Here is a 12,884-nt window from a genome sequence, read left to right on the forward strand (position 1 = left end):
TTCTTGCTGGTGGGATAGTCCAAATCTTATTATCAAGATCGATCTCACACCATGCCGATTCGGCTGCTTCGGCTGGGCGAGTCATAGTTAATAATTGCCATTGCAGTAAACAATAAGTTTGTCGCTCAATGTTGACTCCTTGGATTGCAGCCATCAATTCAGGAAGCTGATCAGGTTTTAATGCAGGTAAGTTTTTTACAACTGGATTTTCAAAGGCAGCGGTAATTTTTGCAGCAGGGTTAGCATCAAGAAAGCCAACATTCACAGCATAAAACATCACTTCATTAATACGTTGCGCTACTCGTTTAACTGATTCTAGTTTGCCTTGTGCTTTTAAGGGTTCTAATGCGCTAATAAAATGGCGAGCTTTTAAATCAGTTATTGCTATATCACCAACATGAGGAAGTACATGTAGCTCAAGAGAACGCCAAATATCTTTCAAAGTTGATTCTTGCAAGCTAGATTTACTTTTGATTTCGAACCACTGCTGAGCTATTTTTTCAAAAGTATTATTTTTTTCTTCAAATAGGCGTTGTTCTTCAGCTTTTTTGTGTTCTTGTGGATCTATATTTTTAGCTAGAAGCTCCCGTGCGTTTTCACGTTTAAGCCGAGCATCTAAAAGGCTAACTGTAGGATAGCTACCAAAGCTAATAAGCGCTCGTTTCTTGGTTATAGGGCGGTAGTAGTTAAAGCGCCATATTTTTGAGCCAGTTGTTTTGATTAGTAGATATAAGCCATTTCCATCTTGCAGCGTATAATCTTTATCCTTGGGTTTTGCTGATTTAAGCTTGGTATCACTGAGTGGAACTGTTGTACGCGCCATGTAGTTATACGCCTTTTAGTTATACATAGAGAATATAACTAATGATATAACTAAAATTTTTGCTTGTCACTGAACATAACTGATCATTAATACATATAAAAAAAGCCTTCAACTATGAAATTGAAGGCTTTTTTAATCATCACTGAACATCAATGATACTATATTTGGTGGAGCTGGCGGGAGTTGAACCCGCGTCCGAAATTTCTACATCCTCGGTACTACATGCTTAGTCTAGTCTTTAATTTCATTTGCCAGCTGCGGACAGACACGCCACCAACAAACTATCCTGATTAAGTTTAACGCTTCAACCTCAGGCAAGGCATCCACGCGATCTCTTTTGGGTTTGACCTCTCTTGATCCCCGTCCTAAGAGCGGAGGCTAGGGAGAGAGGGCTCTAAGCAGGTTATTAAGCTGCTAGTGCGTAGTTTTCGTCGTTTGCGACTATTTTTTTGCGGCTTTTTACGAGGCCAACCGCCCCTCGGCATGCACCTTGGGTTTCGCAAATCCCGTCGAATCCAGAATCAGCCCCAAGTTGTGATTGCAGTATAACAGAAAATAACTCTATAAAGCTAGGACTTAGCGATTAGAATGTTTCATTATACGTGCTTTATCTAATTGCCACTCTCTATCTTTGATATCAGAACGCTTATCGTGGGCTTTTTTACCTCTAGCAACGCCAATTTTGACTTTGCACCACGCATTTTTCCAATAGAGGGAAAGGGCAATAACTGTGTAACCTTCGCGATTCACTCGTCCATAAAGTGTATCTAATTCGCGTTGGTTAAGAAGTAATTTTCTACTACGTGTTGGGTCACAAACTACGTGAGATGAGGCGACAGTGAGTGGTGTAAAGTTTGCACCAAACAAATAAGCTTCGCCATCACGTAAGAGAACGTAGCTATCACCAATATTGGCTTTGCCTGCACGTAATGATTTAACTTCCCAACCTTGTAGGGATAAACCCGCCTCGAACTCCTCTTCGATAGAATATTCGTGGCGAGCACGTTTGTTCATAGCAATTGTTGCTGAACCGGGTTTATATGGTTTTTTCTTTGTCATAGTTCATTCATTATACGTTAAGATGCGTTGAATGAAATCGTTCAACACTGATATTTTTGTGATTGTGCATTTCTTGCCCTGTACGGGTTTTGTTTTTTGAGTAACCCACTAATGGTGCTATTATATGCGCAGTTTTTGGGGATAGGAATTGATATGCCACAGATTAGTCGCTCTGCGTTAGTCCCTTTTAGCGCGGAACAAATGTATAAACTTGTGAATGATGTGATTTCATATCCAAGTTTTTTACCAGGATGTGTTGGAAGTCGCATTATTAGCCACAGTTCTGATGAAATGACGGCCTCAGTTGAGGTTTCAAAAGCAGGAATTAGTAAAACGTTTATTACGAAAAATGCATTGGAAGACAATAAACGTATTCAAATGCAATTAGTCGAAGGACCTTTTAGAACGTTATCAGGGGGATGGCAGTTTATTCCTTTGAGTGCTGATGCTTGTAAAATTGAGTTCCATCTCGATTTTGAGTTTACCAATAAGCTTATTGAGCTGGCATTTGGCAAAATATTTAAAGAGCTGGCCAACAATATGGTTCAAGCATTTACGTCTCGTGCTAAGGTCGTCTACCGTGTCTGATATCAATATTGAAGTAACTTACGCGTTACCTGAAAAGCAATTTTTGCTCTCAGTGAAGGTTGCAGAAGGAACCACGATTGAAGATGCAATTATTGCATCGGGTATTTTAGCTCTGCGCTCGGATATCGATTTAAAGAAAAATAAAGTCGGAATATACAGCCGCCCAGCTAAATTGGGGGATGTGGTGCAAGAGGGGGATAGGATTGAGATTTATCGCCCATTGATAGCCGATCCAAAAGAACTACGCCGTAAACGAGCTGAAAAATCAAAAGAAAACAACAAGTAAGATACAACATCATTGAATGTATTGATGTGAAATAAAGCCGAGTGAAAGCTCGGTTTTTTTATTTAATAAATACTATTTCGCAGAGGATAAGAGAGTCAAACGCTACAATTTTAAAGAAAACACTTGCAGTGAATTATCTTAAAGTAACTACCTGTTGGTTTCCATGATTTAAAGGATCTCAGGTAGTTACTTATACTCTCTCAAGCGTTAAGCAATATGGGGTGTTATTCCGCTACTTTTGGTTCTGATGCTTTAACTTCACCAGCTTCCATGGCTTGCTGAGCTTCAAGGTTCTTTTCGTTTTTGATATCTGTCAGGATACCATTACGATCAAACGTCAGCGTTAATGTTTCTTGCTTCACTGGGTCATGTCCCAGCTCTTGGCGGAAAACATAAAACCAAGTCTGAGAACCAAACGGGTCAGTCATCATTGGGGTGCCCAAAGCATAAGCAACCTGTTGCTGTGTCATTCCGTTCTTAATTTTCGAAACATCTTTTGCTGTCAGATAGTTACCTTGGTTAATATCCGGATGATAGACAAGACGTTCCATCATTGAACAGCCCGTGGACATTAATGCGAATGATAGTGCAGCAGCAGTTAACAATTTATAACGCATGGATATCTCATTCCTTTTGGAGTCAGAACATCAATGATAATCGACATTGATACAATTTAAAACCTTCCAGATCGACTCTAAGACAACAGGAGATAAAAAAAGTTGTCGAAATTTAAGCTGCGAGCAACTCTTTTGCATTAGCCAGCGTGTTTTTGGTGACTTCAGAACCTGCTAGTAATCTTGCAAGCTCTTGTAATCTTGATTTTTTATCCAGTAATTGCATATGCGTTTCCGTTTCTACGCCATTGGTTTCTTTGCTGACATAAAAATGGTGGTGACCGCACCCTGCCACTTGAGGTAAGTGAGTCACACACATGACTTGAGTGGATTCTCCGAGCTCACGTAGTAATTTTCCAACAATGGCAGCGGTTGGTCCACTAATCCCCACATCGACTTCATCGAAAATTAAAGCAGGGGTGTCCATTTTCTTCGCTGTAATCACTTGGATAGCTAAAGCAATGCGAGATAATTCCCCCCCCGATGCAACTTTTGCTAACGCTTGATGTGGTTGTCCAGGGTTAGTCGTGACATTGAACTCCACTTTGCAAGCACCATCAATTTGTAGATTTTCAGGAACAAATTTGACATCAATAGTAAACAAGCCATGGGGCATAGAGAGCTGATGCATACTATTTGTAATTAATTGGCTCAGCTCTTGTGCATAATGTAGACGAACGTGGTGTAAACGTTCTGCACACTCTAATGCTTTTTGGTGGTCAGCGAGGACTTGTGCATTGAGGGCTTCACAATCTTCATTTTGATTAGCAATTTGATTTTTCTCTTCGACTAATTGTTGAAAGAGCTCTGGTAGAGCTTCAGGTGTCACATGGTGCTTACGGGCTAAACTAATTTGCTTGGAAATGCGTTGTTCCAATTCAAATAAGCGATTTGGATCTAATTCATACTGGTCGCAATAATGTTTAATTTCATCACTGACTTCGCTAACTTGAATAGAGGCTTCTTCTAGCATATCCAGTAATCCAGAGAATTTGGGGTTTAGAGTGACTAAGTCAGTCAATTCATTTTTTGCCATGTTCAATAGGCTAATAACGTTAGCCTCATCACTTTCGGTGAGAATTTGTGAAGCAGTTTGTCCAATGGTGAGAAATTGCCCATGATTAGCCAATTGTTTATATTCTTGGTCAATTTCTTCAAATTCCCCTTGGATAGGGAGAAAGTCATTTAATTCTTTTAAATGGTAATCAAGTAACTGCTGACGAGATTCACGCTCTTGCATCTGTTTTTGAAAAATAGCCAATTGCTGACAAGATTCATGCCATGTTTGCCATGTTTGCTTCATTTGAGCGAGTAATTGTTGCTGATTTGCATACGCATCAAGCAGAGATTGCTGATGGTCACTATCTAACAATAATTGGTGAGCATGTTGACCGTGAATTTGAATCAGTAGCGCACCCAGTTCACGTAACTGTGAAAGCGGAACAGAAACACCATTAATAAAGCCGCGAGAACGGCCATCAACAGCAATGGTACGACGTAGTAAGCATTCGTTATGATTATCAAGTTGATGTTCAATCAGCCAGGTTGTTGCCATTTGTGCATCAGATAAAGAAAAACGTGCACATAAGTCAGCACGTTGAGCTCCTGGGCGCACCATGTTGGCTTCTCCACGGTTGCCTAAACATAAACCGAGAGCGTCAATAGCAATGGATTTACCCGCACCGGTTTCACCTGTAATTGTTGTCATACCGCTACGAAAATCGATTTCTAACTCACGAACGATGGCAAAATTATTGATGGTTAGTTGGGTTAGCATCTGCGCTCTCCTGTTTAAATACACAACTGTGTTTTCATACAGTTTAACCTGTTTTTTTATACAGTAAAGAGGCAGAGTAAAAAAATTAAAAAGTTTTTTTAGACCAACCGAGCTTTGAGCTTAACGTATTGAAATAATTATAATCTTTAGGGTGGATTAAATTCAGACTCTTTGAGCTGCGTTTAATAATGACTTCTTCACCATCTTGGATAGGGAGCATAATTTGACTATCACAGCTGACTTCATAATCGATATTTGTACGTAAAAACTTCAAACGAATACTGCTGTCACTGCTAATCACGAGTGGGCGAGATGATAGGGTATGTGGGAACATTGGTACCAACACAATTGCATCTAAATTCGGTGTCAAAATTGGACCACCTGCGGAAAGAGAGTAGGCGGTTGAACCTGTTGGTGTCGCAATAATTAGACCATCAGAGCGCTGAGAAAAGGCAAATTTCTCATCGATGTAGACTTCAAACTCAATCATGTGTGCGACTTTTCCTGGGTGAAGAACCACTTCGTTAATTGCGCTACTTTTACGGGCCTTTTGATTTGCTTTGATAACTTGGGCTTCTAATAAAAAGCGCTGTTCTTCATGATATTCTCCTTCAAGAACACAAGACAGTTGTTGGAGTGCATTATCAGGATCAAGGTCAGTTAAAAATCCTAAATTACCTCGGTTTACGCCAATAACCTTATTGTTATAGCGAGATAAAATTCGTGCAGCACCGAGCATGTTGCCATCCCCTCCGACTACAACGACTAAATCTGCCTGCTGACCGATTTCTGTTAAAGTGCCTGTATTGGCATCTTTTAATTTCAAATCTTTAGCCACTTGCTTATCAATGATTGCATGGTAATTTTTTGAAATGAGCCAATGGTAGATGAGTTCATGGGTCGCCAGTGCTTCAGGGTGCCTTGGGTGTCCGACAATACCGATAGTTTTAAATTGTGAAGATGGTGTCATCTTAGCCTTTTGCATACTTTTTTAACTCCTCGTTGTATGACTTCCCTTGAATCCCTGTATTAGATCCCCATAATACTCCCATAGATAGAATTATTGCTAAATACGCGGAGATATTCATGAGTAGTAAAGAACAAAACATGCATGATGAGCAAGCTTCTGAGCAAAATGAAACACAAAAAGTGCAAGCAGAGCAAGAAGTAGAAACTCAACAAGCTGATTTACAAGCAGAAGAACAAGCGTTAGCCGCGCGTATTGCTGAGCTTGAACAGCAACTTGAAGCTTCTCGTAAAACTGAACGTGAAGCAATGCTACGTGCTCATGCTGAAATCGAAAATATTCGTCGTCGCACAGAACAAGATATTGAAAAAGCCCACAAGTTTGCACTTGAGAAATTTTCCAATGAATTGTTGCCTGTGATTGATAACTTAGAGCGCGCTATTGACGCGGCAGACCGTGAAAGTGAAGAATCCAAAGCAATGCTAGAAGGTTTGGATCTTACGCTAAAAACGTTCTTAGATGCAGTGTCTAAGTTTGGTATTGTGCCTGTTGATGAGGCAAATGTGCCATTCAACCCTGAAGTTCACCAAGCGATGACCATGATTGAATCTCCTGACCACAGTGCTGGTCAAGTGATTAACGTGATGCAAAAAGGTTATACCTTAAATAATCGTCTGTTGCGCCCTGCGATGGTGATCGTTTCTAAATAAGTTTAGAACGAGATATGATTTTAGGATATAGAACAAAATGGGATGCTAAGCATCCCATTTTTATATCCATAGATTGCTATTACGCAGGGATAACTGGGTTCCAGTTGATAGGGGTACGGCCTTGCTGCTCAAGTAATTGATTAGCCTTAGAGAAGTGACCACACCCAAGGAAACCGCGGTGTGCGGATAGTGGTGATGGGTGAGGCGCTTTGAGTACATGATGGCGCTTAGTGTCAATAATGCGACCTTTCTTTTGCGCGTGTGAGCCCCATAACAGAAAAATAACGCCTTCAGTATGGTCATTAATTGCTTGGATAACTTTATCTGTAAACGCTTCCCACCCTAAATGTGCATGTGAATGGGCATGACCTTGTTCAACGGTTAGTACAGTATTAAGCAATAAAACACCTTGCTGTGCCCAGCTTAGGAGATACCCATGGTCTGGGCGAACAAATCCAGGAATATCTTTCTCAAGTTCTTTATACATATTTACAAGTGATGGTGGTGCTTTAATGCCTGGACGCACTGAAAAGGATAAACCATGAGCTTGCCCCGGACCATGATAAGGGTCTTGCCCTAATATCATGACTTTAATATCACCCAATTCTGTATAACGAAAAGCATTGAAAACATCTTCTTGTGGAGGATAGATCACTTTGCCGTTTTCTCTTTCTTTAGCAACAAACGCAAGGGTATCTTTAAAGTAAGGCTGTGATTTTTCTGCACCGATTACGTCGTGCCAAGTCATCGTGTTTGACATGAATTATTCCATAGTGATGTGTTTTATAGTGCTTAGCTTACTGGTTCATGGCGCATAGATAAAGTGTTGTTCCATCTTAACCCCCTCAAATTATTTAAAATTATTTTGAAAATTTACAAAAATAATTAAAAAATCCATTTATGAATATTGATTTAAATCATAAAGATGCACAAGTTTGGTTAATTACCATACGAAATAATTGATAAATATCAAAGAAAGCGAGGGGGCTAGCTGGTATATATTAGATAAACAGGTTGGTTAGACCAATTATCCAATCAACAGCGATTAAAAATAGTTAGTAAAGGTTGATCAAAATCTGATTCGAACGTGGAGGTCGAGATGATTACTGGTATTCAAATTACAAAAAGTGATAATGCTGCACTACTTAATTCTTTCTGGTTAATCGATAGCGAGTCAAATGAAGCTCGCTGTGTGTGTGCGAAAGCGGATTATAACGAAGGTCAGGTTGTTGCTAAAGATGAATTAGGTGCTTTTGAGTACCGCGAAGTTCCTCTGGAAATGAAACCGACTGTACGTGTGGAAGGTGGTCAGCACTTAAATGTTAACGTATTAAGCCGTGAAACATTAGAAGATGCAGTGAAAAATCCAGAAAAATATCCTCAATTAACGATTCGTGTTTCTGGCTATGCCGTGCGTTTTAATTCATTAACGCCTGAACAACAACGCGATGTTATTACCCGTACTTTCACTGAAAGCCTGTAATAAACATTAAGGGGTCAATAGATCTCTTCTCTTAATAAATTCTAAAAGCCATTGTTCTCAATGGCTTTTTTATTTGTCTCTAACAAAGTAGATTATTTCCCTCCTTAGTTATTTATATTTCAATATTCTTCCAGCATACAGCATTTGTTAGGGAGAATTTATGCCATTGAGTACATTAATACAGCAGACAGTAAGTAAGGATGAACTTTCTTTTGTTGAGGAAGGTTTAAATTTATATCAACAGAATACATTTTTGGAATCGTTATGCAGTCCTCGTGATAAATGGTCTAAAAATATAATGCGGGAGGATTTTTTAGGAAGAGATGCACAGAATAAAGATTATCTTTTAGCGCTACTTTCACAAGGTGCTTATCATCATAATTGGCGAGATATTCATGGAATAGAAAAACTCAGTACGTCAAAAATTAACGCGTTAGGTATTGATGCAGAACTTTTAAATAATGAATTTACCGGTTTCCAATCGAATATTTGTTGTTTTAATGGTCTATATATTATTTGTTTTGCGGGAACGAATGATATTGTCGATTTCTATGCGAATATTCGACAAGGATTAGGATATTACGAACCTCAATTCTTTCAGGCTGTGGGGTTAACGAATATTCTATATCGAGCGGTTAAAGGCAATATTATTTGCACTGGGCACTCTTTAGGGGGAGGGCTAGCATCGATAGCAGCATTGGCAAGTCAATCACCTTGTATTTCATTTAGCCCGTCAGGGCTTGCACAAAACACAGTACATAAAATTGGGATGGATTATAACATTGCTAAACAGCGAGCAGATGAAGGTTTGATACGCTTTTATACTGTTCAATATGATTGGCTTGATGTACTGCAAAACAGGTTACCAATCCCTTCTGCGTTGGGAAATTGTATCAAAATGGCTTATAGCGAACATAATTCTTGGAAAGACTGGTTACCACACCGTTTGTTGACCAGGAGCTTTATTGCACATTCAATGGTTAAGATTATAAGGATGATGTGCAAACATAAACCATGGAATAATTGGAATGCGATTACAGGTGAATTTGATAAAACTTCGGATTCTATGTTGAATGATCTTCCAAACATAGAGCAACGACAAAGTTCTAATTGGCAAGAAAGCTGTAAAACATCAATTAAGAGAGAAAATATAAACGAATTTATTACGCTACTTTCAATGAAAAATAAGCACTGTGATATTGATAAGCTCGCAATGCAGTCTGTTCGAGCTGGAAATAGTCAATTCATTAAAATATTGTTGGAATCCCCTTATGGTCAGGGAATTAAAAAAATGCAATTGGCTCAACAAAAAACAGTTTTACATTTGGCTGCTCAAAGTGGAAGAGTCGCACAATCAGAAATTTTGTTAAGTAATGGCTTAATGGTCAATGTTAAAGATAATTTAGGAAATACTCCATTGCATGACGCTTTAAATAGTCACTCTTTAGAGGTTGCTGAATTATTATTATCGAGTGGTGCTGACTGGCGAATGGAAAATAGTCAAGGCTATAATTGCCGCGATATTTTAGATAATCACATGATAAAAGCAGAGTCATTGACCCATGAAAGCCGGATAATGAGAGAGAAAGTATATAAACTAATGAATTAAAAACGGGCCGAAGCCCGCTTTTATGAGTATCACTTTTAGGTGTTTTACTTGGTTTTATTGCTATCGGTTGTCGATGGCGCCACAGGAGTGCGGCGTTTACCGATATTTTTCTTATCGCGGTGGCGTACTTTTTCTTTTTTCTTACTTTGTTCTTCTTTTTTCTTTTCTTTACGCTTAGCCAGCACTTTCTTAGATGGCTTCGGCTTATTTAGCATCGCTTCAGAAGGCGCTTTTGTTGTTGGTCGTAAAGAATCCACCACGCGGATTTTAATTGGATCTTCAATGTAGCGAGTGATTTTACCCAGTAGAGGGAAATCGTGAGCTTCCACTAAAGAGAGGGCAGTACCTTTGCGTCCTGCTCGACCTGTACGACCAATACGGTGCAGATAGACATCTGCAGTACGCGGTAAGTCGAAGTTGAACACATGGCTGACATTTTCGATATCTAATCCACGAGAGGCTACATCGGTAGCAACCAAGACTTTAACTTGTCCTGTCACTAAACGGCGAACCGCTTCGTTGCGTTTTGCTTGAACCATTTCACCTTCAAGATAACAAGGTTCAATACCGGCATCACGTAACCACTGCACGACTTCGCGAACGCGTTCACGCTTACGCACAAACACAATTGACTTAGTGACATCTTCCTGCTTAAGAAGATGGCAAAGTAGGGCAGTTTTGTGCTCTAAAGTGTCGGCACGATAGTAAAACTGCTGGATTTTTTTACGTTCGCGACGTGATGGTTCTGCATCAATTTCGATAGGATCTTCAAGCAGACGTTCAGCGAAATCGCGAATAGCTTCCCCTTCAAGGGTCGCGGAAAATAGCATGGTCTGCTTACGCCAGCGAGTTTCGCCCGCAATGGTTTCGATATCATGAGCAAAGCCCATGTCGAGCATCCGATCTGCTTCATCGAGGATCAGAATTTCGACCGCGCGGCAATCAAAGTTTTCTTCTTTAATGTATTGCAGCAAACGTCCGGTCGTTGCGACGACGATATCTTGGTTTTCGCTGAAGACTTCAGCGTGGTTCATATAAGCAACGCCGCCTGTGATTGTGGCAACGTCTAAATGATTATGTGCACACAACTCTTTGGCTTGGTCAGCGACTTGCATAGCGAGTTCGCGAGTTGGTGTTAAAATCAGAACGCGAGGCGGCCCTGATTTTTTTCTTGGAAAATCAAGTAAATGCTGAATGGCTGGCAATAAGAATGCCGCGGTTTTACCTGTTCCGGTTGGGGCTGAACCTAAAACGTCTCGCCCATCCATTGCAGCAGGGATGGCAGCTTCTTGGATTGCCGTCGGGCGCTCATAACCTTTATTGGTCAGCGCAGTGATCAGGCTTTCATCAAGCTCAAGTTCAGAAAAAGTGGATGCAGTCATGATATACCTCTATTTGGGGCGCTGATTATAAACAGGTTAGCAAAATTGTTCACCACAAAAATCAGCTTTGTGCAGAGTTTACCTGTTTTTGTTAGCGGGGGGTATATAAGGAAGCGCCTTACCTACTATGAGGTGTTGTCCGTAAGACATTTTCATAGCAGGTAAGGAAAAGATGTGGAATTAGCTAAGCATGTTAATTAGCCAAGTATGGTAAGGAATACCGACGAGGTCGATCAGCACAGCACCGCTGAGTGGCACAATCATAAACGCTTTCATCGACACATGTTTGTAGCGCTCACAAACCGATGACATATTGGCCATCGCGTTCGGCGTGGCGCCCAGTCCATGCCCCATCATGCCGGAGCACATGACGGCAGCATCGTAGTTTTTACCAAGGAGTCTGAAGACAACGAAGACAACAAACAGAATGATAGCAACAGTCTGCGCCAATAAAATGATGAAGAGCGGCAGGGCGATGACTTTCAATTCCCAAATTTTTAGCGACATCATCGCCATGGTTAAGAATAACCCCAGAGAAACATCAGAAATTAAATTGATTGATTTCTGGTTAATACGAACAATTTCAGCTTGGTCATTAATATTTCGCACAATAATTGCGATAATCATTGCACCTACATAGCTTGGTAAAGAAAAACCGGTCGCTTTAGTAAATTGCGCAGAAGCAAACTGCCCCACGACCATGACACCTAAAATCAGAGCTAACATTTTTAAGAAAGCATGAGCATCGATTGAGTCGATTTTACCCGCCAGTTTTTCTTCAACTTTTACATTCTCGACATTTTCTTCGGATTGAATGGTCACCTTGTGTTTCTTAATGAGATAGCTCGCGATAGGTCCACCTAACAAGCTACCAGAAATCAAACCAAATGTTGCCGCAGCAATCGCGGCGACAGTTGCGGATTGCACTCCAAGCCCTTCTGCCATACTGCCAAATGCAGCAGCACCACCATGTCCCCCGGTGAGAGAAACGCCGCCCGCCATGATCCCGATAACCGGGTCAATACCTAATAAATGGGCAAGGCCTGCTCCAAATGTGTCTTGGAAAATGACTAAGGTCCAACAAATTAAAAGGTAAGTGATTAATAAGCGTCCGCCGCTTTTTAATACGCGGAAGCTGCCATCAATACCGACAGTGGTAAAGAATGCGACCATTAAGAAAGTTTGTAAGCTGGTATCAAATGAGATTTCAGCTAAGTCGAAAGATTTTAATCCCCAGATAAGTAAGCTGACTAAAAATCCACCAATGACCGGCGAAGGAATGCAAAAACGTTGTAGCCATTCAATACGCTTTTTGAGGTGAACTCCCATTAGTAAACAAATTACAGTCAAGAAGAGGGTGGTGAGTGTGTCGATGTGGAACGTCATATTTTTCCCTTTTTTTATACCTTGTCTTTCGTGCTACAGCGCTGTTGGTTTCTCTCAGCTACCCTAGCCACATACTTGAGTATGTTCCTAGGAATACCTTCATTCACCACCTAGCTGTAACTCGAAATCCAAGGGTATAAATATCTTTATGATGAAAGAGATAAATACGCTTAATTTTCAAACTACAGTGTTGTTGGCTA

General features: G+C 40.4%; 13 protein-coding genes and 1 other RNA gene. 5 read left to right on the forward strand and 9 right to left on the reverse strand.

Translation table 11 applies throughout. From position 1 onward, the window contains the following. The 3 genes from PSF16_RS01170 to smpB form a co-directional block, all read right to left on the reverse strand. Nucleotides 1-823, reverse strand: an 823-nt coding sequence (locus PSF16_RS01170; RefSeq protein WP_272688641.1) for an integrase arm-type DNA-binding domain-containing protein, incomplete at its 3' end; no start/stop codon positions are given. A gap of 165 nt (nucleotides 824-988) precedes the next feature. After that, nucleotides 989-1,352: a transfer-messenger RNA gene (gene ssrA, locus PSF16_RS01175) on the reverse strand. A 47-nt stretch (nucleotides 1,353-1,399) separates the two neighbouring features. Continuing rightward, nucleotides 1,400-1,882: an SsrA-binding protein SmpB gene (smpB, locus tag PSF16_RS01180; RefSeq protein ID WP_006658697.1), complete on the reverse strand. Its 483-nt coding sequence runs from the start codon at nucleotides 1,880-1,882 to the stop codon at nucleotides 1,400-1,402. A 153-nt stretch (nucleotides 1,883-2,035) separates the two neighbouring features. On the opposite strand from smpB, the gene PSF16_RS01185 reads away from it, so the two are divergent. Next, nucleotides 2,036-2,470, forward strand: coding sequence for a type II toxin-antitoxin system RatA family toxin (locus PSF16_RS01185; RefSeq protein ID WP_006661273.1), 435 nt, complete (start codon nucleotides 2,036-2,038; stop codon nucleotides 2,468-2,470). After that, nucleotides 2,463-2,756: an RnfH family protein gene (locus tag PSF16_RS01190; protein ID WP_006661274.1), complete on the forward strand. Its 294-nt coding sequence runs from the start codon at nucleotides 2,463-2,465 to the stop codon at nucleotides 2,754-2,756. The genes PSF16_RS01185 and PSF16_RS01190 overlap by 8 nt, the downstream gene beginning before the upstream one ends. Before the next feature lie 224 nt (nucleotides 2,757-2,980). Here the strand turns inward: PSF16_RS01190 and bamE are convergent, their stop codons facing one another. The 3 genes from bamE to nadK form a co-directional block, all read right to left on the reverse strand. Beyond that, nucleotides 2,981-3,373 (reverse strand): outer membrane protein assembly factor BamE, encoded by a 393-nt coding sequence (bamE, locus tag PSF16_RS01195; RefSeq protein ID WP_006658693.1) that lies wholly within the window; start codon nucleotides 3,371-3,373, stop codon nucleotides 2,981-2,983. Between the two features lie 112 nt (nucleotides 3,374-3,485). Next, complete coding sequence (gene recN / locus PSF16_RS01200; protein ID WP_272688642.1) at nucleotides 3,486-5,147, reverse strand: DNA repair protein RecN; 1,662 nt, start codon at nucleotides 5,145-5,147, stop codon at nucleotides 3,486-3,488. 85 nt (nucleotides 5,148-5,232) lie between these two features. Beyond that, on the reverse strand, nucleotides 5,233-6,117 hold the full coding sequence (gene nadK, locus PSF16_RS01205) for an NAD(+) kinase (protein WP_179896740.1): 885 nt from the start codon (nucleotides 6,115-6,117) through the stop codon (nucleotides 5,233-5,235). Between the two features lie 116 nt (nucleotides 6,118-6,233). On the opposite strand from nadK, the gene grpE reads away from it, so the two are divergent. Next, the gene (gene grpE, locus PSF16_RS01210; protein WP_006658690.1) at nucleotides 6,234-6,824 is read left to right on the forward strand and encodes a nucleotide exchange factor GrpE; all 591 of its coding nucleotides are present in this window, start codon (nucleotides 6,234-6,236) and stop codon (nucleotides 6,822-6,824) included. Between the two features lie 79 nt (nucleotides 6,825-6,903). Here the strand turns inward: grpE and ung are convergent, their stop codons facing one another. Next, entirely contained in the window at nucleotides 6,904-7,584 is a 681-nt protein-coding gene (ung, locus tag PSF16_RS01215; RefSeq protein WP_272688643.1) for a uracil-DNA glycosylase, read from the reverse strand. Nucleotides 7,585-7,923: 339 nt separating this feature from the next. On the opposite strand from ung, the gene grcA reads away from it, so the two are divergent. Beyond that, nucleotides 7,924-8,307 (forward strand): autonomous glycyl radical cofactor GrcA, encoded by a 384-nt coding sequence (gene grcA / locus PSF16_RS01220; RefSeq protein ID WP_006661276.1) that lies wholly within the window; start codon nucleotides 7,924-7,926, stop codon nucleotides 8,305-8,307. 160 nt (nucleotides 8,308-8,467) lie between these two features. Continuing rightward, nucleotides 8,468-9,916, forward strand: a complete 1,449-nt coding sequence (locus PSF16_RS01225) for an ankyrin repeat domain-containing protein (RefSeq protein ID WP_272688644.1) — start codon at nucleotides 8,468-8,470, stop codon at nucleotides 9,914-9,916. A gap of 44 nt (nucleotides 9,917-9,960) precedes the next feature. Here PSF16_RS01225 and srmB read toward each other — a convergent pair whose 3' ends face one another. Beyond that, nucleotides 9,961-11,298, reverse strand: coding sequence for an ATP-dependent RNA helicase SrmB (gene srmB / locus PSF16_RS01230; protein ID WP_006658686.1), 1,338 nt, complete (start codon nucleotides 11,296-11,298; stop codon nucleotides 9,961-9,963). Between the two features lie 180 nt (nucleotides 11,299-11,478). Beyond that, nucleotides 11,479-12,684 carry a sodium/glutamate symporter gene (gltS, locus tag PSF16_RS01235; RefSeq protein WP_036979726.1) on the reverse strand — a complete coding sequence of 402 codons (1,206 nt, stop codon included), beginning with the start codon at nucleotides 12,682-12,684 and terminating at the stop codon, nucleotides 11,479-11,481. Nucleotides 12,685-12,884: the final 200 nt, after the last annotated feature.

Origin of the sequence: Providencia sp. PROV033 (assembly GCF_028484855.1) — a bacterium.
In the GTDB taxonomy this organism is placed as follows: domain Bacteria; phylum Pseudomonadota; class Gammaproteobacteria; order Enterobacterales; family Enterobacteriaceae; genus Providencia; species Providencia alcalifaciens.